A 20,454-nucleotide genomic window follows, 5' to 3' on the forward strand; every position below is an offset into this window, starting at 1 on the left:
CCTAGCATGGGTGGGATGAGCCCGAGTCTGGATGATCTGCCCCTCAGAGACGATCTGAGAGGCCTCACCCCGTACGGTGCCCCTCAGGCGCCGCTCCCGGTCGCGCTGAACGTCAACGAGAACACGCATCCGGTTCCCGAAGAGGTCGCCGACGACATCCTGGATGCCGTCGCCCGTGCCCTGCGAGATGTCAACCGCTATCCCGATCGAGAGTTCACCCACCTGCGCGAGTCCTTCGCCGAGTACCTGGGCCACGGTCTCACGGCGGATCGGATCTGGGCTGCGAACGGATCGAACGAGGTGCTGCAGCACCTGCTCCAGGCCTTCGGCGGACCGGGCCGCACCGCGATGGGCTTCGGCCCCACCTACTCGATGTACCCGCTGCTGACGCGCGCGACCGGCGCGCAGTACGTCGCGGGGACGCGTGCGCCCGACTTCACGCTCGACGCCGCTTCCGCCGCAGCGCAGGTCGCCGATCTGCGGCCCGACGTCGTCTTCCTCTGCGCCCCGAACAACCCGACCGGCACACCTCTCGGTCTCGACGTCATCGAGGCTGTCTACGACGCGACCGACGGCATCGTGATCGTCGACGAGGCCTACCAGGAGTTCGCGCCGCGCGAGAGCTCTTCCGCTCTGACGCTTCTCGGAGGTCGCGAACGGCTCGTCGTGTCGCGCACGATGAGCAAGGCGTTCGCGTTCGCCGGCGCGCGCGTGGGCTACCTCGCGGCCGACGCCACGCTGATCGACGCCCTGCGTCTCGTGCGCCTGCCGTACCACCTGAGCGGTCTGACGCAGGCGGCGGCGACCGCTGCGCTGTCGCACTCGTCGACGATGCTGCGCATGGTCGACGAGATCGTCGCGCAGCGAGACCGGATGTCGGCGACGCTCGACGCACTCGGCTACCGCGCCTACGAGAGCTGGACGAACTTCGTCCTGTTCGACGGCGTCGACGATCCGCAGCGCACGTGGCAGGCGCTGTACGACCGCGGCATCCTCGTGCGCGACGTGGGCATCCCGCGCAGTCTGCGTGTCAGCGCCGGTACGGAAGACGAGACGACCGCCTTCCTCGAGGCACTGGCCTCGATAGACTCGGAGGCATGACCAGCCCCCGAACGGCCAGCATCCGTCGCGCCACGAGCGAGTCGAGCGTCGAGCTCGAGCTCGACCTCGACGGCACCGGGAGCAGCACGATCGAGACGACCGTGCCGTTCTTCGACCACCTGCTGACGGCGTTCGCGAAGCACTCGCTCACCGACCTCACCGTGCGCGCGACGGGCGACACGCACATCGACGCGCACCACACGGTCGAGGACGTCGCGATCGTGCTGGGGCAGGCGCTGCGTTCCGCCCTGGGCGACAAGTCGGGCATCTCCCGCTACGGTGACGCGCTCGTTCCGCTCGACGAAGCGCTCGCGCAGGCCGTCGTCGACATCTCGGGGCGCCCCTATCTCGTCCACACGGGCGAGCCCGAGGGCTACGAATACCACCTCATCGGCGGACACTTCACCGGGTCGCTCGTGCGGCACACGTTCGAGGCCATCGCGTTCAACGCCGGCCTGACGATGCACGTCACGGTGCTGGGCGGGCGCGACCCCCACCACATCGCGGAGGCGGAGTACAAGGCGTTCGCGCGCGCGTTCCGACAGGCCAAGGCGCTCGATCCGCTCGTACACGGCATCCCCAGCACGAAGGGCGCCCTATGACCGAGGGCGACGCGACCGGGGCCGACGCGACCGGGAGGGCGCCGCTCGTCGCTGTGCTCGACTACGGGTCGGGCAACGTCCACTCGGCGGTGAAGGCTCTGTCGGCCGCAGGTGCCGACGCCCGCCTGACGTCGGATCGCGGCCTGATCCGCGACGCCGACGGGCTCCTGGTGCCGGGAGTCGGTGCGTTCAGCGCCGTCATGTCGGCCCTCCGATCGAGCCGCGGTGACGAGATCATCGAGCGCCGTCTGGCCGGCGGTCGTCCGGTCCTGGGTATCTGCGTCGGGATGCAGATCATGTTCGGCAACGGCGTCGAGCGCGGTGACGACACCCCGGGCCTCGGGCAGTGGCCGGGCACCGTCACCGAGCTGCAGGCACCCGTGCTGCCCCACATGGGCTGGAACACCGTGCGAGCAGGGGCGGGGTCGACTCTGTTCGACGGACTGGAGGACGAACGGTTCTACTTCGTCCACTCGTATGGCGCACAGGACTGGACGCTCGAAGTCATGAAGCCGTTCGCCGAGCCCGTGCTGACGTGGTGCGACTACGGCAGACCGTTCCTCGCGGCGGTCGAGAACGGGCCGCTCTCGGCCACGCAGTTCCACCCCGAGAAGTCGGGCGCAGCCGGCATCCGACTCCTCGCCAATTGGATCGGCGCCCTGCCGCGCCACTAGTCTCCCTCTGGTGCGTTCGCATGGACGAGCGCGCATCCCGACACCTCTGGAATGTGATGAACGACTTCGCGTCCACCCCCGAACTGATCCTCCTGCCCGCCGTCGACGTCGCCGACGGGAAGGCCGTGCGCCTCACCCAGGGTGAGGCCGGCAGCGAGACGACCTACGGCGATCCCGTCGATGCCGCCCTCGCCTGGGCCAAGCAGGGCGCGCAGTGGATCCATCTCGTCGATCTCGACGCAGCCTTCGGCCGAGGCAACAACACCTCCGTGCTCCGCAAGGTCATCAAGCAGGTCAAGGGCGTGCAGATCGAGCTGTCGGGCGGCATCCGCGACGACGCGACGCTCGAGGCCGCGCTCGAGAGCGGGGCGACGCGCATCAACCTCGGCACCGCCGCGCTCGAGAACCCGGAGTGGGCCGCCGACGTCATCGGACGCTACGGCGACGCGATCGCGGTCGGACTCGACGTCCGCGGCACGACGCTCGCCGCGCGCGGCTGGACGCGCGACGGCGGCGACCTGTGGGACGTTCTCGAGCGGCTCGAGGACGCCGGCTGCAGCCGCTACGTCGTCACCGATGTGACGAAGGACGGCACGCTGCAGGGGCCGAACATCGAGCTGCTGCGCGAGATCACCTCCCGCACGCCGAAGCCGGTCGTCGCATCGGGCGGCATCTCGAGCCTCGACGACATCGCCGCGCTGCGCGAGCTCGTGCCGCTCGGGGTCGAGGGCGCGATCGTCGGCAAGGCTCTCTATGCTGGCGCTTTCACGCTGGCCGAGGCGCTGGATGTCGCCGGAGACTGACGACGGCTGCGGCCATGCGGCCGATTCGGCTGGGGTCCCCTGGGAGGGGCGCAGCTTCGAGTCGAACCCGCACGCCGGTGACGACGGCTCCGCCGATCCCGCTCTGCTCGCCGCCCTCGAGGCGTTCCGCGCCGGCACGGGCGATGCGGTCGCGGTCGTCGAGGCGTATCGCGCTGCGCGCCTGCTGATCCCGCTCGTCCCCGAGAAGGGCGACGACGGAGTCGGGCCCGCGGGATTGCGCGTCGACAAGACGCAGGAGCTGTCGATCGTCACGGTCGCCGCCCCCGATGGTCGTCGGGTGCTGCCGGTGTTCACCTCGGTCGCGGCGCTGGGGCGGTGGGATGCCGTTGCCCGACCGGTCCCGGCCGACGGTGTGCGCACGGCGATGGCCGCGGCGTCCGACGACACCGATCTGATCGTGATCGATCCGGGCTCCGAGACGGAGTTCGTGCTGCGGCGACCTGCCGTCTGGGCGATCGGGCAGGGCTTGGCCTGGGAGCCGGCTCCCACCTCGCCCGAGGTCTTCACCGCTCTTCAGGCGAGCATCGGGGGCGAGCTCGCGGTGCTCGACCTGTCGGTCGCGGCGGGGGATCCCGACGCACGGATGCGCGGCCCCGAGCTGATCGTCCGGCTTCATCTCATCGACGGACTGGATGCCGCCGAACTCGACGCCGTGCTGTCGCGACTGGCGTCGCGATGGGCCGCCGACGACCGCATCGCGGTGCTCGTCGACTCGCTGACCGTCAAGCTCGTCCGAGCCTCCTGACGGAGGTTCCGGGCCCGGGGTGACCGAGCCCGAAGCGGCCTCAGTTGACGGGGCCGGTGAACTTCTCGCCGGGGCCCTTGCCGATCGGGTCGGGGATCGTGGATGCCTCGCGGAAGGCGAGCTGCAGCGAGCGCAGGCCGTCACGCAGCGACCGTGCGTGCATGTCGCTGATCTCGGGGGCACCGGCGGTGATGAGGCCGGCGAGGGCATTGATGAGCTTCCGCGCCTCGTCGAGGTCGAGCTGCGTGGCGGGGTCGTCGGCGAGTCCGACCTTGACCGCGGCTGCGCTCATGAGATGCACGGCGGCGGTCGTGATGACCTCGACGGCGGGAACGTCGGCGATGTCGCGGGTGGCTGCCGAGGCGGCGCGCTCCTGCTCCTCCCACCGCTGGCGACGAGCCTCGTCGTCGGTGAAAGTGATGTTGTCGGCGGGGTTCGTGTCCACGTGTCGCTCTCTGCTAGACTGTGCGGGCACCGGAGTGTTCTACTCCGGATCGAAAGAGGATCACATCCCACCCGCGCTTGCCGTTCCAGGCTACCGGGTCATGCACTCCGCTCCGTCCGTTTCACCGCGGCCGGAGTAGCCAGGGTGCGGAACACGAATGCCGACGCACGTGCGTCGTGCGGGGTGGATGCGATGCTCTTCCGCCCGGGTGGCGTCCTCGCTTCCCGGTGGCCACCACCGCACGAACAGGAGTTCCGCACATCAGCGATCCCCGCACCAACGACCGCATCCGCGTCCCCGAGGTTCGCCTCGTCGGCCCCGCTGGAGAGCAGGTCGGCGTCGTCCGTATCGAGGTCGCCCTGCGTCTGGCGCAGGAGGCCGAGCTCGACCTCGTCGAGGTCGCCCCGAACTCGAAGCCGCCCGTGGTCAAGATCATGGACTACGGCAAGTTCAAGTACGAAGCGGCTCAGAAGGCCAAGGAAACGCGTCGCAATCAGGCCAACACGGTCCTCAAGGAGGTCCGGTTCCGTCTGAAGATCGAGGCGCACGACTACATCACCAAGCTCAAGCGCGCCGAGGGCTTCCTCCAGGCGGGCGACAAGGTGAAGGCGATGATCCTGTTCCGCGGTCGCGAGCAGTCGCGTCCCGAGCAGGGTGTGCGCCTGCTCCGCAAGTTCGCCGAGGACGTCGCCGAGCTCGGCACCGTCGAGTCGAACCCGACGATCGACGGCCGCAACATGGTGATGGTCATCGCGCCGCACAAGAACAAGTCCGAGGTGAAGACCGAGCAGAACGCCCAGCGTGCCGCCAACAAGGAGGCAGCACGTCAGGCCCGCTCCGGTGACGCGCCCGAGACCGAAGACGCCGCTCCCGCCTCGGCGGAGTAGCCCCCAGACTCCCGCCTCGCGGGATACACAACGAAGGAAGAGACATGCCGAAGCAGAAGACCCACTCGGGTGCCAAGAAGCGCTTCAAGGTCACCGGCAGCGGAAAGATCAAGAAGCAGCAGGCGAACCTCCGCCACAACTTCGAAGGCAAGCCCACCAAGCGCACGCGCCGTCTGTCGGCCGACAAGATCCTGGCTCCCGGCGACGCAAAGGTCGCCAAGAAGCTCCTCGGCATCTGAGCGCTGCTGCGCACGAATAGGAAACAAACGAAATGGCTAGAGTCAAGCGGGCCGTAAACGCCCACAAGAAGCGTCGCGTCATCCTCGAGCGCGCGTCCGGTTACCGCGGACAGCGTTCGCGCCTGTACCGCAAGGCGAAGGAGCAGGTCACCCACTCGCTCGTCTACGCGTACCGTGACCGTCGCAAGCGCAAGGGCGACTTCCGTCGTCTGTGGATCCAGCGCATCAACGCCGCTGCCCGTCAGAACGGCATCACCTACAACCGCTTCATCCAGGGCCTCGGCCTCGCGGGTGTGCAGGTCGACCGTCGTATGCTCGCCGAGCTCGCCGTGAACGAGCCCGCCGTCTTCGCGTCGCTCGTGGCGACGGCCAAGGGCGCTCTGCCCGCCGACGTCAACGCGCCCAAGGCCTGATCGGGTCTTCGCGTTCCACGCACCGCACGAAGGGGCGTCCTCCGAGAGGAGGGCGCCCCTTCGCCGTATGCTGAAAACGTGCTCGAGAACCCCCGGTCGCCCCGCGTGCGCGCCGTCGCCAAACTGACCAAGCGCAGTGCGCGTCAGGAGACCGGTCTCTTCCTGCTCGAGGGCCCTCAGGCCGCGCGCGAGGCCTTGGCCTACCGAGCCGACACGCTCGTCGAGATCTTCGCGACGCCGAGCGCGATCGAGCGGCATCCCGAGCTGGCCGCGAGCGCGGAGCGGGCCGGCGTCGCCGTCGTCTCGGCGAGCGAGGCCGTGCTCGAGGCAATGGCCGACACGGTCACCCCGCAGGGCATCGTGGCCGTCGCGCGTCAGTCGCCGTCGTCGCTCGACGACATCTTCGCCACACGGCCCCGACTCGTTGCGATCTGCGAAGAGGTGCGAGACCCCGGCAACCTCGGCACGATCATCCGGGCGGCGGATGCGGCGGGCGCGGATGCCGTCGTGCTGACGGGTCGCACCGTCGACCCCTACAACCCCAAGGTGGTGCGCTCGACCACAGGGTCGCTGTTCCACCTTCCGATCGCGCTCGGTGTCGAGCTCGACGCCGCCGTCGAACAGGCCCATGCTGCCGGACTGCGGGTCGTGGCCGCCGATGTGAAGGGCGAGGAGTTCCTCGAGCACCGCGTGACCCTCGCCGATCCGACCGCGTGGCTGTTCGGGAACGAGGCGCGCGGACTGGCCGACGAGGCCCTGGCCCGGGCCGACCTCGCCCTGCGCCTGCCTATCTACGGCGCCGCCGAGTCGCTCAACCTCGCCACCGCCGCGAGCGTCTGCCTGTACGAGACCGCGTTCGCCCAGCGCGCCGGCTGACCCCGTCTTCCACCGGTCGAGTCGCCGGAAAGTGTGGGTCCGGCCCGCGCGGCATCCGCAGTTCATGGCGACTCGATGGATGCGGATGGGCGCGCCGTGTATTCCGATTTTGTTACAGATCGGTGACTCGACGGGTTCGCGGCCACCTCGGGCGGGGGAGTGCTCTTAGTGTGAACTCTTATGACGACTCCCGAAAACCCGGCGCCCCCGACGTCGAACATCTCGGTGCGCCGCGGCGACCCGCTCGTGGTGATCGAGGGCGTGCAGAAGCACTACGGCTCGTTCCAGGCTCTGAAGAACATCGACCTCACCGTCAACCGCGGCGAGGTCGTCGTGGTCATCGGTCCGTCGGGCTCGGGCAAGTCGACCCTCTGCCGCACGATCAACCGTCTCGAGACCATCAGTGAAGGCACGATCACTATCGACGGTGAGAAGCTGCCGTCCGAGGGCAAGGCTCTGGCCGCGCTCCGCGCCGACGTCGGGATGGTCTTCCAGTCGTTCAACCTCTTCGCCCACCTGACGATCCTCGAGAACGTCACGCTCGGGCCGATCAAGGTCAAGGGCATGAAGAAGGCCGAGGCCGAGAAGCTCGCCCGCGAACTGCTCGACCGCGTCGGCGTCGGCCACCAGGCCGACAAGCTGCCGGCGCAGCTGTCGGGCGGTCAGCAGCAGCGCGTCGCGATCGCGCGTGCGCTCGCGATGAAGCCGAAGGTCATGCTCTTCGACGAGCCCACCAGCGCGCTCGACCCCGAGATGATCAACGAGGTCCTCGACGTCATGGTCGGCCTCGCGCAGGACGGGATGACGATGATCGTCGTCACGCACGAGATGGGCTTCGCCCGCAAGGCGGCCGACCGGGTCGTGTTCATGGCCGACGGTCAGATCGTCGAAGAGGCCGTTCCCGAGCAGTTCTTCACGTCGCCCAAGAGCGACCGTGCGAAGGACTTCCTCTCCAAGCTCATCACCCACTGAGACCACCGACTTCCGCGCTCTGCACCGGGCGCGGATGCCCCAACCAGGAGGACCACATGCGCAAGACACGAATCACCGGCGCCTTCGCCGGTGTCGCCATCGCTGCGATCGCTCTGACCGGCTGCAACAGCGGCTCGCCCACCTCGCCCGGCGGCGCCGCCACCGGTGACGGCGGCGACAGCAACGAGGCCCTGTGGGAGGTCGCCTCCGACGTCTCGCTCGAGGGCAGCCCGACGTTCGACGCCATCCAGTCCCGCGACAAGGTGATCGTCGGCGTCAAGGAGGACCAGCCCGGTCTCGGCTTCCTCGACGCGACGACGGGTGAGCGCAGCGGCTTCGACGTCGACATCGCCCGCTGGATCGCGGCGTCCCTCGGCTACGACGAGGACAAGATCGAGTTCAAGGCGATCGCATCGGCCAACCGTGAGCAGGCCATCGTCAACGGCGACGTCGACTACTACGTCGGCACCTACTCGATCACCGACTCGCGCAAGCAGCAGATCGACTTCGCCGGCCCGTACTTCATCACGGGCCAGGGCCTGCTCGTCGCCGCCGACAGCGACATCGCGAGCGAGGACGACCTGAACGAGAACACACGCGTGTGCTCGGCGACCGGTTCGACGCCGATCCAGAACATCAAGGCGAACTACCCCGAGGTTCCGACCGAGGAGTTCGACCTGTACTCCGCATGCGTCGACGCGCTCATCAACGGCACCGTCGACGCCGTCACGACCGACCAGGCGATCCTGATCGGCTACGCGGCGCAGTACCCCGACGAGATCAAGGTCGTCGGCGAGCCCTTCAGCGAGGAGAAGTACGGCGTCGGCCTGCGCAAGGGCGACGACGCGTTCCGCGCGCACATCAACGAGCTGCTGACCGACGGCGGCGACGTGTGGCAGGGCATCTTCGACAAGAACCTCGGTCAGTCCGGCATCACGGTCGAGCAGCCCGCGGTCGACGCGTACTGAGTCGCACTGACACCATGACCACGGGGCGGGGGCGCACGCGTCCCCGCCCCGCACCACCCAAGGAGACGATGTGGGCGTCATCACCGACAACCTCGACCTCTGGGGCGAGGCGATCCGCAACACGCTGTTGCTGTTCTTCGCCGGCGGAGCGATCGCCCTGGTCCTCGGCACCCTGATCGGCGCGATGCGGGTATCGCCGATCCCGATGGCGCGCGCCTTCGGCACGGTCTACGTCAACACCATCCGCAACACCCCGCTGACGCTCGTCTTCTTCTTCTTCGCGTTCGGCTACCCGCAGCTCGACCTGCCGAACCCCGGCTTCACGGTGCTCGGCATCTGGGCGCTCGGAATCTACACCGCGACCTACGTCGCGGAGGTCATTCGCGCCGGCATCAACACGGTGCCGGTCGGTCAGGCGGAGGCGGCCCGGGCGATCGGCCTGACGTTCGGGCAGGTCATGACTCTCGTCGTGATGCCGCAGGCGTTCCGGTCGGTCGTGCCGCCGATGATGAGCGTCTTCATCGCGCTGCTGAAGAACACCACCGTCGCCGCCGGATTCTCCGTCGTCGAGCTCGGTGCCATCCGCTCCAACCTGAGTGAGCGGGGCGAGAACGCCCTGACGGTCCTGCTCTGGGTCGCCGTCGTCTTCGTCGCTCTGGTGCTGGTGCTCAGCGCCGTGCAGCGACGACTCGAGAACAAGTGGAGGATCGCGCGATGACTTCCGTCCTGTACGACGTCCCGGGGCCCCGCGCGATCCTGCGCAACCGCATCCTCGGTGTCGTCACGATCCTCCTGGTCGCCGCGGCGATCGGCTTCATCGTCTTCCGCTTCGCGGTGAGCGGTCAGTTCTCCGCCGACAAGTGGTACATCTTCACCTTCAGCAACGTCTGGCTCGGCATCGTGAAGGCGCTCGGCAACACTCTCGCCGCCTTCGGACTCGCGGCCGTCGGTGCGCTGGCTCTCGGCTTCGTGCTCGCCATCGGTCGCCTCTCGGACCACGCTTGGGTGCGCATTCCCTTCGGTGTCGTCATCGAGGCGTTCCGGGCCGTGCCGGTGCTGATCTTCATGATGCTGATGTACTACGGCCTGCCGACGCTCGGCATCCGCATGGAGCCGTACTGGGCCGTCGTCATCGCCCTCGTGGCGTACAACGGGTCGGTGCTGGCCGAGGCTCTGCGTGCCGGCATCGAGTCGCTGCCTCGCGGGCAGAAGGAGGCCGGTTACGCGATCGGTCTCCGCAAGAGCGGCGTCATGCGTCTCATCCTGTTGCCGCAGGCGGTTCGGGCCATGCTGCCCGTCATCATCGCGCAGCTCGTCGTGACCTTGAAGGACACCGCGCTCGGCTTCATCATCACCTACCCCGAGCTGCTGTACTACGCCAAGCAGCTGACCTCGCAGCCGGGGCGCCCGATCCTGCAGGCGGGCATCGTCATCGGTGCGATCTACATCGTCATGTGCCTGCTGCTGTCGTGGTTCGCGAGCTTCCTCGAGAAGCGCATGTCGCGGTCGCCGCGGAGTGCGGGCACCGCGGGCGGCGGAGCATCGGCAGTCGACCCACTGCACCACCCGGTGCCTCCGACGACGGACACCGAGCTCATCGCGATGCAGAAGGGGATCGGCAAGTACGACTCCAACAGCTCGGGCAGCGCCTGACGCAGCCAGCACAACCACGACGGGCCCCTCACGCGAAAGCGGAGGGGCCCGTCGCCGGTAGACTCGACTCCCGTGTCCGACGCACCCGAGATCACCCCTGACGCGGTCGCCGCGGCGGTGGATGCGGCCCTCGCCGCCTTCGCCGACGCTGCCTCGACCGCCGAGCTGAAGTCAGCCCGCAACGCCCACACCGCCGAGGGGTCGCCGCTCGCGCGCCTCAACGCGCAGCTGCGGTCGGTGCCCAACGAGAAGAAGGCCGAGTTCGGCAAGCTCGTGGGCCAGGCCCGAGGCCGTGTCAACCAGGCGCTCGCCGCCCGCGAGGACGAGCTCGCCGCTGCCGAGACGGCCGCGAAGCTCGAGGCGGAAGCCCTCGACGTCACCGCCATCGCCCCGCGCGGACGCGTCGGTGCGCGGCATCCCATCTCGCTCCTGCAAGAAGAGGTCGCAGACCTCTTCGTCGGGATGGGCTGGGAAATCGCCGAGGGGCCGGAGCTCGAGCACGAGTGGTTCAACTTCGACTCGCTGAACTTCGACGTCGACCACCCTGCGCGCCAGATGCAGGACACGTTCTTCGTCGACCCCGTCGCGCGGCACCTCGTTATGCGCACGCAGACGAGCCCCGTGCAGATGCGGTCGATGCTCGAGCGCGACATCCCGATCTACGTGCTGTCGCCCGGCCGGGTGTTCCGCACCGACGAGTACGACGCGACCCACCTGCCGGTGTTCACGCAGTTCGAGGGACTCGTCGTCGACAAGGGCATCACGATGGCGCACCTCAAGGGCACCCTCGACCACGCGGCACGTGAGCTGTTCGGCCCCGAGGCGAAGACGCGGTTCCGCACCAACTACTTCCCGTTCACCGAGCCGAGCGCCGAGCTCGACCTATGGCACCCGACCTTCGCCGGCGGTGCTCGCTGGATCGAATGGGGCGGCTGCGGCATGGTGAACCCCAACGTGCTCCGCGCCGCGGGCATCGACCCCGAGGTGTACTCCGGGTTCGCCTTCGGCATGGGCATCGAGCGGACGCTGATGTTCCGCTCCGACGTGAAGGACATGCGCGACATGGCCGAGGGCGATGTGCGCTTCAGCGAGCAGTTCGGGATGGTGGTCTGATGCGCGTTCCGCTCTCGTGGCTGCGTGAGTACGTCGAGGTGCCGGCGGATGCCGCACCGGAAGACATTCTCGCGGCACTGGTGTCGGTCGGCTTCGAGGAGGAGGACGTCCACGGCTTCGACCTGACGGGTCCGATCGTCGTGGGACGGGTGGTCTCGTTCGAACCCGAGCCGCAGTCCAACGGCAAGACGATCCGCTGGTGCCAGGTCGACGTCGGCGAGGCCAACGGGGGTATCCGCGGCATCGTCTGCGGCGCCTCGAACTTCTTCGAGGGCGACAAGGTCGTCGTGACGCTCCCCGGCGCCGTGCTGCCGGGACCGTTCCCGATCGCGGCACGCAAGACGTACGGTCATGTCTCCGACGGCATGATCGCCTCGGCCAAGGAGCTGGGGCTCGGTGACGAGCACTCGGGCATCCTGCGCCTGACCGAGCTGGGTCTCGACAGCGATGAGGATGCGCCGGTCGGCGCCGACGCGATCGCGCTGCTCGGCCTCGACGACGCCGCGATCGACGTCAACGTCACTCCCGACCGCGGCTACGCGCTGTCGGTGCGCGGCATCGCGCGCGAGTACTCCCACGCCACCGGTGCAGCCTTCCGCGACCCGGGCGTGCGTGACTTCGAGGAGCTCGAGCATCCGGCGACGGGCTTCGACGTCGCCGTCGACGATCAGGCGCCGATTCGCGACCGGGTCGGTGCGAGCGAGTTCGCGGTGCGTGTCGTCTCGGGTGTCGACCCCTCGCGTCCGACGCCGCCATGGATGGTCGCGCGCCTCTCGCTCGCCGGCATCCGCTCGCTGGGCATCCTCATCGACATCACGAACTACGTGATGGTCGAGCTGGGCAACCCGATCCACGGCTACGACCTCGACAAGCTGACCGGCGGCATCACCGTGCGTCGTGCGACGCCGGGGGAGAAGCTCACGACGCTCGACGGCAAGGAGCGCACCCTCGACGGTGAAGACCTCCTCATCACCGACGAGTCGGGCCCGATCGGCCTCGCCGGCGTCATGGGCGGTGGCACGACCGAGATGACCGACGCGACGCGGAACGTGCTCATCGAGGCCGCGATCTTCGACACCGTCACGATCGCCCGCACTGCGCGTCGGCACAAGCTGCCGAGCGAGGCGTCGCGTCGCTTCGAGCGAGGCGTGGACCCGCTGCTGCCCTTCGTCGCCGCGCGCCGCGTCGCCGACCTCATGGTCGAGCTCGCCGGGGGCACGCTCGAGCCTGTCGGCGGTGCACTGTTCAGCGAGGTCTTCCTCGAGGCGATCGACCTGCCGCGCGGCTTCGTCGCGGGGCTCATCGGCGTCGACTACACCGATCACGAGGTCGTCTCCGCGCTCGAGACGATCGGCGCAGAAGTATCGGAGACGGATGCCGGTTACGAGGTCATCCCGCCGTCGTGGCGTCCCGATCTCACCGACAAGTGGACTCTCGCCGAAGAGGTCGCCCGGATCCACGGGCTCGACCGGGTGCCGTCGGTGCTGCCGACCGCTCCCTCCGGCCGTGGTCTGACGGATGCGCAGAAGGGTCGTCGTCGCGTCTCGAACGCGCTCGCGGCCGCGGGCTTCGTCGAGACCCCGTCGTTCCCGTTCACGACGCAAGACAGCAACGACCTGCATGGCTCCGCCTCGGGCGAAGAGCTGCCGTCGATCAAGATCGCGAACCCGCTCGACGGGCAGGCGCCCTACCTGCGCCGCTCGCTCGTGCCGGGACTGCTCCAGGTCGCGCACCGCAACGTCTCGCGCGGGCTGACCGATCTCGCGCTCTTCGAGGTCGGCGCCGTCTTCCTGCCCGAGCCGGGAGTGCAGTACGGCACCGCGACGGTTCCGCCGCTCGCCGCCCGCCCCGATGACGCGACCCTCGCCGAGCTCCACGCGTCGATCCCGCCGCAGCCGCGTCACGTCGCGGTTCTCGTCGCCGGGAACGTCGCACCGAAGACGCCGGGCCATGTTGCGATCGCGGCCGACCTGAGCGACGTGTTCGCCGCCGTCGCCGCGATCGCCTCGGCAGCCGGGGTCGACATCGAGATCTCCCAGACCCGGCGTGCCGCGCTGCATCCGGGTCGCGCCGCCGCGCTCACCGTGGGCGGTATCGAGGTCGGGTACGCCGGGGAACTGCATCCCGAGGTCTCGGCCGCAGCCGATCTGTCGGGCCGCGTGCTCGTCGCCGAGGTCGACCTCGATGCGATCCTCGCCGGCGCCGGTGAGCGGGTCGTCGTCGCCTCGTTGTCGGGTTACCCGGCGGCGACGCAGGACGTCTCGCTCGTCGTGCCGGCCGACGTGACCGCAGGGGCGCTCGCCTCGGCGCTGTCCGAGGGCGCGGGTGTCTTGCTCGAGTCGCTCCGTCTCGTCGACGACTACCGCGGGGCAGGCGTGCCGGAGGGCTCGAAGAGCCTGACGTTCGCACTGCGTTTCCGCGCCGACGACCGCACCCTGACGGCGGCGGAGGCGAGCGAGGCCAAGCTCGCGGGAGTCGCCGTCGCTGCCGAGCGCTTCGGTGCCGTCATCCGCGACTGACGCTGCGTATCGGGCGCAGTTCCGAACGTCGAGCGCGGGTTCACGCGCGCCTCACGTTCGGAACTGCGCCTGACGCGTGCCCGGCTCAGCGCGAGCCCCAGTTCCACGCCGGAACGTCGAGAAGGCCCTGACCGCGCACGATCGTCTCGGCGTCGGAGCGCTGCAACTCGACGCGCGCCGGCTCGGGCAGAGCGTCGACGAGGGCATCGGCATGCGAGACGGTGATGACCTGAGTGCGTTCGGATGCCGTGCGTACCAGCGATGCCAGCGGACCCAGGAGCGAGGGATGCAGGCTCGCCTCGGGCTCGTTGAGTACGAGCAGCGGGGCCGGGCGCGCAGGCAGCAGCGCGGCGCAGAGCAGCAGGTACCGCAGCGTGCCGTCCGAGAGCTCGGCCGCGTCGAGAGGCCGCAGCAGCCCGGGTTGTTCGATCGTCAGCCGGAACAGACCGTCGGAGGTCACGACGCGCACGCGGCTGCCCGGAAAGGCATCGTCGACCGCTCGGGCGAGCGCTGGGCCGTGCCCGGCATCGACGATCGTCGCCCAGGTGGCGGCGAGGTTCGCGCCGTCGTGCGCGAGGGTGTGGCTGCGGGTGCCCACCTGCGGCTGGCGTGCGGGCGCGCCGAGGTCGACCCGGAAGTGGTCGTAGAAGCGCCAGGCGGTCATCCCGCGCCGAAGCGTCAACAGCTCGGGGGCGGTGTCGCCCTCGGCGAGGTCGGTGACGATGCTCTCGTACGGTGCCAGCTGCTGGTCGAGCATGGTCCACGAGTGCTCTCGCACCCGCGTCAGCTGCCGGGTGCGATCGATGAGCAGCGTCGATGGCTTGGCGACGGTGCCGGCGAAGACCTGTTCGCGCTTGATCTCGGGGTCGCGGGCGAACGGACTGGTCTGATCGCCCTGAGGGATACCGAGATCGATGAGGTACCCCAGCTCGTCGGACGCGTAGCCGAGCTGAACCGCGATCGGCCCGCGTCGCACGGTTCCCTGGCCGCCGCCGTTCTCGGGTCCCGCCCATAGCACCGACGGCAGACCGCCCTCCCGGGCGAGCGCCCCGACGATGTCGCCCTGCGCGGCCGCGGCCAGCAGGCGCAAGGCGCGGTAGAGGTTCGACTTGCCCGAACCGTTGGGGCCGGTGACGACGGTGAGGTCGCCGAGCGGCACCACGACATCGCGGAGCGAACGGTATCCCGATACAGCCAGAGTGCGCAGCATCCCTTCACTCTGGCATCCGCTTCTGACACCGCCGCCCGCTTCCCGATAGTGTCGGGGCCGTGAGCGAGATCCCAGCCAGCGTCACCCCATCGTCCCCGGCGGCTGATGCCGCCCCCGCCCTCGAGCTGCACGGCCTGGTCAAGAGGTTCGGCGAGAAGGTCGCCGTCGACGGCATCGACCTCGTCGTTCCGAGCGGGTCGTTCTACGGCCTCGTCGGTCCGAACGGCGCGGGCAAGACCACGAGCCTCTCGATGGCCACGGGCCTGCTGCGCCCGGATGCCGGCACCGCCCGCGTCCACGGCATCGACGTATGGCGCGACCCGGTGGCCGCGAAGCGCACGATCGGCAACCTCGCCGACGGTGTGCGGCTCTTCGACCGCCTCACGGGAGAACAGCTCATCACCTACACCGCGATGATGTTCGGGCTGCCGCGCCCCGAGATCGCGCCGCGCGTGTCGGACCTGCTCGACCTCATGGACCTGCGCGCCGCGGCCGGGACCATCGTCGCCGACTACTCCGCCGGTATGACCAAGAAGGTCGCGCTCGCCTGCGCCCTCGTGCACGCCCCGCGTCTGCTGGTGCTCGACGAGCCGTTCGAGTCGGTCGACCCGGTGTCTGCCGCGAACATCGAGGACGTCCTGCGCAGCTACACGACCTCGGGCGGCTCGGTGATCGTCTCGAGCCACTCCATGGATCTCGTCCAGCGCATGTGCGACCACGTCGCCGTCATCGCCGCCGGCCGGGTGCTGGCCGCGGGCACCATCGACGAGGTGCGCGCCGGTGAGAGCCTGCAGGACCGTTTCGTCTCGCTCGTGGGCGGACGCCACCAGTCGGAGGGACCGCAGTGGTTGCGACAGTCCTGAAGCTGCGTTATCGCGTTCTCGGGAACACGCTCGCTCGGCGGCCCTGGCAGCTGGTCGGCTTCATCCTCGGGTCGCTGTGGGGGCTCGGTATCCTCGGCGGTCTGGTCACGGCGCTCATCGCGCTGTCGATCTTCCAGAACCTCGAAGTGGCGACCGTGGTCTCCGTCCTCGGCGGCTCGGCGCTGATCCTCGGCTGGCTCGTCGGTCCGATCATCATCGCGGGGCTCGACAGCACCGTCGACGCCGTGCGCCTCGCGCCGTTCCCGCTGACGCGCCGCCAAGTCATGCTCGCTCTCGCGGGCACCGGGCTCACCGGCATCCCTGGGATCGTCACCACCGTCGCCGCCCTCGCGACGCTCATCGTCTGGGTGCGCTGGCCGGTCGCTGCGGTCGTCGCGGTTCCCACCGTCCTGCTCGGCGTGCTGACCTGCGTGCTGGCGTCGCGTCTGATGGGCGAGCTGTCGGGTGGCATGGGCGGTCGCCGATCGCGCGAGATCATCGGCACCGTCGTGCTCGTCGTGCTCATCATGACCGGCCCCATCCTGACGGGCGTCGCGGCGCTGCTCGACCAGGCGGGCGGTGATCTCTGGACGCGTATCCAGCAGGCGGCCGGCATCCTCGCCTGGACCCCGCTCGGTGCCGCCTGGTCGGTCGCCCCCAGCGTCGCGGCGGGGCAATGGCTGCCCGCTCTCGCGAGCACGGCGATCGCCATCGCAACCCTCGTCGTGCTGTGGATCGTGTGGGACCGCGTCATCGAGACCGCCGTGTCGTCGCCGCGTCAGCGCGCGACCCGCGCGGTCGCGGCCGGAAAGCTCGGCCTGTTCGGCGTCATGCCGACCGGTGGTGTCGGTGCGACGTGGGCGCGGTCGCTCTCGGGATGGCTGCGCGACCCGCGCTACCTCCGTCAGCTCATCGTCATCCCGCTGTTCCCGGTGCTGTTCGCCTTCACGGGCGGAACGGACGGGTTCATGTTCCTGATCTCGCCCGTCCTGGCCGCGCTCGTGATGGCGGCGGTCGGCTACGCCGACGTCTCGTTCGACGGGACGGCATTCGGCACGACCCTCGCCACGGGCATCTCGGGCCGCGCCGACCGCCTCGGGCGTCTGCTCGGGGCCGCGTGCGTCGGCATCCCGCTCATCCTCGTCATCGCGGTCGCGACGGCCGTGGTCGCGGGCGACGCGGCGCACCTGCCCGCCGTCCTCGGCGCGGCGCTCGGCGTGCTGCTGGCCGGATACGGCGCGTGCGCTGTGTCGTCGGCGCTCATCGTCACGCCCGTGCCCGCGCCCGGTGACAGCCCGTTCAAGAGCACGCCGGGCCAGAACTCCATCGTCGGCTTGCTGGTGTTCGTCGTATGGGCCGCGGTGATCGCGCTGTCGCTGCCGGCTATCGTTCCCGCGATCGTGAACGCCGTCACGGGAGATGCGATGTGGGGCTGGATCGCGCTGGCCGTCGGTGTCGTCTTCGGTGCCGTGGTCGCGATCGTCGGCGTCCTCGTCGGCGGGCGGACACTCGAGCGGACGGGCCCCGACCTGCTCGTGCGCATCAAGTCGTTCCCCACCTGATCTACGCGGGATCCTGCCGGGGGCCGCTCGCGATCAGCGGTAGCGGCGGCCCTCGTCGCGTCGGTACAGCCACACGACGAGGGCTCCCAGCGCGACCGTCCACGCGATGACGCCGAGCACCGCCCACAGCGGCACCTCGGACCCCGTCGCGACGCCGACCACGATCTCTCGCGCCTGACGGATCGGCAGAGCCGACGATGCGGTGTCGAGCCACGCGGGGAACAGCTGCGGGGGCAGGAACAGGCCACCGCCGAAAGCCAGCAGGAACAGCGCGACCTGCGTGACGGCGATGGCCGCCTTCGGGCCTGTCGTGAGACCGATGATCGCGCCGATGAGCATCGGCGGCAGCGCCGTCGCGATCACGAGCACGATGGCCGCGAGCAACCGAAGCGGTTCGGGGCGCGCGCTCGTGAAGATCCCGCCGACGACGAGCAGCGGCAGCATCGCGACGGTCGCGATCGCGAGGGTCGCGAGGATGAGGGCGCCGATGCGGGCGAGCGGGCTTCCGGGGAGCGTACGCAGGTACGGCGTCCACGGCTTCGAGCGCTGCTCGGCGAGTTCGATGCCGACGGAGAACAGCCCCGACGACATGAAGGCGAACACCACCATCGAACAGACAGCGGCTGTCGCGACGGTGCTGTCGGCCACAACCGCCCCCTGCGGCAGCACGAAGAGGCAGAACGCGAGGGTGGGGAAGACGACCGACCCGATGACGGCGATCGGAACCCGTGCGGTCTCGACGAGGTTGTACTTGGTCGCGGTGAGAGTGAGCGAGAGCGTGGACATCAGGCGGCCTTGTCGGTGTGTGCGGACGTGGAGGTCAGGGTGAGGAACGCCTCTTCGAGGGTCGCCCCGCGCACCGTGAGGTCGGCGAAGGGGAGACCGGCGGTGACGAGCGAGCGGACGAGAGCGTCGGAGTCGGCGACGACGGCGGTGACGGTGCCGCCAGAGGCCGTGTCGTCCAACGCGGTGCCGTGAGAGACGGTGACGGATGCCTCGGGGTCGAGGCGCCGGATGTCGTCTGCCGAGACACCGCGCAGGGTGACGCGGCGACGCGAGACGCTCGACACGACAGCCGCGAGCGTGTCGTCGGTGCGCACGACGCCGTCGTCGATGACGACGACACGCTGGGCGAGCTGCTCGATCTCTTCGAGGTGGTGGCTCGTGACGACCACGGCGCATCCGGCGGCGTGCCGGGCGCGGACGGCATCCCAGAGGGCTCGTCGGGCGTCGACGTCGAGACCGGTCGTGGGCTCGTCGAGCAGCACGAGGTCGGGATCGCCGACGAATGCCAGCGCAACGGCGACCCGGCGCTGTTGGCCGCCCGACAGTGCGCCGCACTGCTGGCGCAGCAGTGGGCCGAGATCGAACTCGTCGACGATGCGGCTGCGGGGCGAGGGATGAGGGAAGTGCGCCGCGACGAAGTCGAGGACCTCGCCCACGCGCAAGGCGTCGGGCAGGGCCGTCGCCTGGGGCGTCGAGCCGAGCCGCACGCGGGATGACGCGGCGCGCGGGTCGCCGCCGAACAGGCGCACTTCGCCGCTCGTCGGCGTTCGCAGGCCCTCGACGAGCGAGAGCAGCGTCGTCTTGCCGGCGCCGTTCGGGCCCAGCAGGCCGACGCATTCGCCGGCGTGGATGTCGAGGGTCACCCCGGCCAGCGCGGTCACGTCGCCGAAACGCTTCACGAGGTCGCGGGTGCTGATGAGGGCGGTCATGATCCTCCTCCGAGGAGATCGAGCAGGTGGGTGCGATAGGTGCGGAACGCGGCACGCCCGGCGGGCGTCAGCGCAACGTAGGTCACGGGCTTCCGGCCCGCGAAGGCCTTCGCGGTCTCGACGTATCCGGCAGCCTCGAGCTTCGCGAGGTGCGTGGTGAGATTGCCCGCGGTCATCCCGAGCAGTTTCTGCAGCACGGGAAAGGTCACTTCGTCGCCGTCGGCGAGAGCCTCGTTCAGCGCCGTCACGATGCGCAGACGGGCGGGGGCGTGGATCACCGGGTCGAGCTCGGTCATCGGCTGCCTTCTGCCGGGATGACGCCGCGAAGCATCAGGGTCGCGACGACGAGCATCGCGAACGGCCCGACCGTCGCGTAGACGAGGTAGTTGGTGGGGGAGCCCGCGTACGACGCGACGATCGCGGTGGCGATCATGACGACACCGAGCGCGTACTGGACGGGCGAGCGCCAGAGCGCACCCCCGGCGAGGTAGAGCACGCCGACCAGCAGGACGAAGATCGCGGGGGAGAGCACCGCCATCACCGCGGCATCCGCGCCCGTGCGCTGCACCGCACCGACCAGGAGTCCGGCGCCGAACATCGACAGCGACCACGCCCAGCCGTACATGGCTCCGGCCAGGCGCGACGGTCCGCGCACGCCGATACCCGAGCGGATGCCGGCCACACCGGACACGACGATGCCCGCCACGAGCACCACGCCGAAGACGATCCACGCGGGCGTCGTCGGGATGCGGAACCACGGATTCCCACCGCCGCTCGCCGCGCTCCAGATAGCTCCGAACCCGATGATCCACGCCGCCGCCCAGGTGATGAGCATCACCGCGTAGTTGCGGTTGACCCAGTGCGCGGTGCGCCGGCGCTGGTCCTGCATGAGGGCGAGCATCGCCGCCGGGTCGGCCTGCTGCTCGTCATCCATCGAATCGTGCTCCATGCAAACCACTTTGCATTGCAAACTTGGCGCCGTCAACTCGGCATCCCGTTCCCGTTCCCGTCGCCTCGCCGCATCGGGCGCACTTCGGCGGGATAGGCGCAGTTCGAACCGCGCTCGACAGGCG

23 protein-coding genes are annotated in these 20,454 nt (G+C 69.6%); 17 read left to right on the top strand and 6 right to left on the bottom strand.

Translation table 11 applies throughout. The annotated features are described in order from the left end of the window. Positions 1 to 15: 15 nt before the first annotated feature. From QUC20_RS05045 to QUC20_RS05065, 5 genes are read left to right on the top strand one after another with little or no spacing between them, the layout of a single operon-like run. A complete protein-coding gene (locus QUC20_RS05045) occupies positions 16 to 1,101 on the top strand; it encodes a histidinol-phosphate transaminase (RefSeq protein WP_289331131.1) in 1,086 nt (361 codons plus the stop codon). Further along, positions 1,098 to 1,703, top strand: coding sequence for an imidazoleglycerol-phosphate dehydratase HisB (gene hisB / locus QUC20_RS05050; RefSeq protein WP_120263094.1), 606 nt, complete (start codon positions 1,098 to 1,100; stop codon positions 1,701 to 1,703). The genes QUC20_RS05045 and hisB overlap by 4 nt, the downstream gene beginning before the upstream one ends. Beyond that, positions 1,700 to 2,377, top strand: coding sequence for an imidazole glycerol phosphate synthase subunit HisH (hisH, locus tag QUC20_RS05055; RefSeq protein WP_289331132.1), 678 nt, complete (start codon positions 1,700 to 1,702; stop codon positions 2,375 to 2,377). The genes hisB and hisH overlap by 4 nt, the downstream gene beginning before the upstream one ends. A gap of 56 nt (positions 2,378 to 2,433) precedes the next feature. Further along, positions 2,434 to 3,180 carry a bifunctional 1-(5-phosphoribosyl)-5-((5-phosphoribosylamino)methylideneamino)imidazole-4-carboxamide isomerase/phosphoribosylanthranilate isomerase PriA gene (priA, locus tag QUC20_RS05060; protein ID WP_120263092.1) on the top strand — a complete coding sequence of 249 codons (747 nt, stop codon included), beginning with the start codon at positions 2,434 to 2,436 and terminating at the stop codon, positions 3,178 to 3,180. Next, the gene (locus tag QUC20_RS05065) at positions 3,164 to 3,946 is read left to right on the top strand and encodes an SseB family protein (RefSeq protein WP_289331133.1); all 783 of its coding nucleotides are present in this window, start codon (positions 3,164 to 3,166) and stop codon (positions 3,944 to 3,946) included. The genes priA and QUC20_RS05065 overlap by 17 nt, the downstream gene beginning before the upstream one ends. Positions 3,947 to 3,986: 40 nt before the next feature. Here the strand turns inward: QUC20_RS05065 and QUC20_RS05070 are convergent, their stop codons facing one another. Continuing rightward, the gene (locus QUC20_RS05070; protein WP_289331134.1) at positions 3,987 to 4,391 is read right to left on the bottom strand and encodes a DUF1844 domain-containing protein; all 405 of its coding nucleotides are present in this window, start codon (positions 4,389 to 4,391) and stop codon (positions 3,987 to 3,989) included. A gap of 227 nt (positions 4,392 to 4,618) precedes the next feature. On the opposite strand from QUC20_RS05070, the gene infC reads away from it, so the two are divergent. The 10 genes from infC to pheT all read left to right on the top strand — a co-directional run bounded on the left by infC (position 4,619) and on the right by pheT (position 14,031). Beyond that, on the top strand, positions 4,619 to 5,278 hold the full coding sequence (gene infC / locus QUC20_RS05075; RefSeq protein WP_259455209.1) for a translation initiation factor IF-3: 660 nt from the start codon (positions 4,619 to 4,621) through the stop codon (positions 5,276 to 5,278). Positions 5,279 to 5,322: 44 nt separating this feature from the next. Then, complete coding sequence (gene rpmI, locus QUC20_RS05080) at positions 5,323 to 5,517, top strand: 50S ribosomal protein L35 (protein WP_005048908.1); 195 nt, start codon at positions 5,323 to 5,325, stop codon at positions 5,515 to 5,517. Positions 5,518 to 5,549: 32 nt separating this feature from the next. Then, a complete protein-coding gene (gene rplT / locus QUC20_RS05085) occupies positions 5,550 to 5,930 on the top strand; it encodes a 50S ribosomal protein L20 (protein WP_023951735.1) in 381 nt (126 codons plus the stop codon). A gap of 78 nt (positions 5,931 to 6,008) precedes the next feature. Continuing rightward, the gene (locus tag QUC20_RS05090) at positions 6,009 to 6,806 is read left to right on the top strand and encodes a TrmH family RNA methyltransferase (protein ID WP_289331135.1); all 798 of its coding nucleotides are present in this window, start codon (positions 6,009 to 6,011) and stop codon (positions 6,804 to 6,806) included. 180 nt (positions 6,807 to 6,986) lie between these two features. Further along, positions 6,987 to 7,778 carry an amino acid ABC transporter ATP-binding protein gene (locus tag QUC20_RS05095; protein WP_289331136.1) on the top strand — a complete coding sequence of 264 codons (792 nt, stop codon included), beginning with the start codon at positions 6,987 to 6,989 and terminating at the stop codon, positions 7,776 to 7,778. A 56-nt stretch (positions 7,779 to 7,834) separates the two neighbouring features. Continuing rightward, positions 7,835 to 8,746: a glutamate ABC transporter substrate-binding protein gene (locus QUC20_RS05100; RefSeq protein WP_120263089.1), complete on the top strand. Its 912-nt coding sequence runs from the start codon at positions 7,835 to 7,837 to the stop codon at positions 8,744 to 8,746. 70 nt (positions 8,747 to 8,816) lie between these two features. Further along, positions 8,817 to 9,464, top strand: a complete 648-nt coding sequence (locus QUC20_RS05105; RefSeq protein WP_289331137.1) for an amino acid ABC transporter permease — start codon at positions 8,817 to 8,819, stop codon at positions 9,462 to 9,464. After that, positions 9,461 to 10,399 (top strand): amino acid ABC transporter permease, encoded by a 939-nt coding sequence (locus QUC20_RS05110; RefSeq protein ID WP_289331138.1) that lies wholly within the window; start codon positions 9,461 to 9,463, stop codon positions 10,397 to 10,399. The genes QUC20_RS05105 and QUC20_RS05110 overlap by 4 nt, the downstream gene beginning before the upstream one ends. Positions 10,400 to 10,471: 72 nt before the next feature. After that, positions 10,472 to 11,512: a phenylalanine--tRNA ligase subunit alpha gene (gene pheS, locus QUC20_RS05115; RefSeq protein ID WP_289331139.1), complete on the top strand. Its 1,041-nt coding sequence runs from the start codon at positions 10,472 to 10,474 to the stop codon at positions 11,510 to 11,512. Further along, positions 11,512 to 14,031 (top strand): phenylalanine--tRNA ligase subunit beta, encoded by a 2,520-nt coding sequence (pheT, locus tag QUC20_RS05120; protein ID WP_289331140.1) that lies wholly within the window; start codon positions 11,512 to 11,514, stop codon positions 14,029 to 14,031. Before pheS ends, pheT begins: the two co-directional genes overlap by 1 nt. A gap of 85 nt (positions 14,032 to 14,116) precedes the next feature. Here the strand turns inward: pheT and QUC20_RS05125 are convergent, their stop codons facing one another. Continuing rightward, complete coding sequence (locus QUC20_RS05125) at positions 14,117 to 15,241, bottom strand: AAA family ATPase (RefSeq protein WP_289331141.1); 1,125 nt, start codon at positions 15,239 to 15,241, stop codon at positions 14,117 to 14,119. Positions 15,242 to 15,300: 59 nt separating this feature from the next. Here QUC20_RS05125 and QUC20_RS05130 point away from each other — a divergent pair, with 59 nt between their 5' ends. Together QUC20_RS05130 and QUC20_RS05135 are read left to right on the top strand one after the other, a co-directional pair. Further along, on the top strand, positions 15,301 to 16,104 hold the full coding sequence (locus QUC20_RS05130; RefSeq protein WP_259455208.1) for an ABC transporter ATP-binding protein: 804 nt from the start codon (positions 15,301 to 15,303) through the stop codon (positions 16,102 to 16,104). After that, positions 16,086 to 17,666 (top strand): hypothetical protein, encoded by a 1,581-nt coding sequence (locus tag QUC20_RS05135; protein ID WP_120263084.1) that lies wholly within the window; start codon positions 16,086 to 16,088, stop codon positions 17,664 to 17,666. The genes QUC20_RS05130 and QUC20_RS05135 overlap by 19 nt, the downstream gene beginning before the upstream one ends. A 33-nt stretch (positions 17,667 to 17,699) precedes the next feature. Here QUC20_RS05135 and QUC20_RS05140 read toward each other — a convergent pair whose 3' ends face one another. From QUC20_RS05140 to QUC20_RS05155, 4 genes are read right to left on the bottom strand one after another with little or no spacing between them, the layout of a single operon-like run. Next, complete coding sequence (locus tag QUC20_RS05140) at positions 17,700 to 18,452, bottom strand: ABC transporter permease (RefSeq protein ID WP_289331142.1); 753 nt, start codon at positions 18,450 to 18,452, stop codon at positions 17,700 to 17,702. Continuing rightward, the gene (locus tag QUC20_RS05145) at positions 18,452 to 19,381 is read right to left on the bottom strand and encodes an ABC transporter ATP-binding protein (protein WP_289331143.1); all 930 of its coding nucleotides are present in this window, start codon (positions 19,379 to 19,381) and stop codon (positions 18,452 to 18,454) included. The genes QUC20_RS05140 and QUC20_RS05145 overlap by 1 nt, the downstream gene beginning before the upstream one ends. Continuing rightward, positions 19,378 to 19,677 (bottom strand): transcriptional regulator, encoded by a 300-nt coding sequence (locus tag QUC20_RS05150; RefSeq protein ID WP_071918345.1) that lies wholly within the window; start codon positions 19,675 to 19,677, stop codon positions 19,378 to 19,380. The genes QUC20_RS05145 and QUC20_RS05150 overlap by 4 nt, the downstream gene beginning before the upstream one ends. Further along, a complete protein-coding gene (locus QUC20_RS05155) occupies positions 19,674 to 20,330 on the bottom strand; it encodes a hypothetical protein (protein ID WP_289331144.1) in 657 nt (218 codons plus the stop codon). The genes QUC20_RS05150 and QUC20_RS05155 overlap by 4 nt, the downstream gene beginning before the upstream one ends. Positions 20,331 to 20,454 lie beyond the last annotated feature (124 nt).

This window comes from Microbacterium arborescens (assembly GCF_030369635.1).
Taxonomy (GTDB): Bacteria; Actinomycetota; Actinomycetes; order Actinomycetales; family Microbacteriaceae; genus Microbacterium.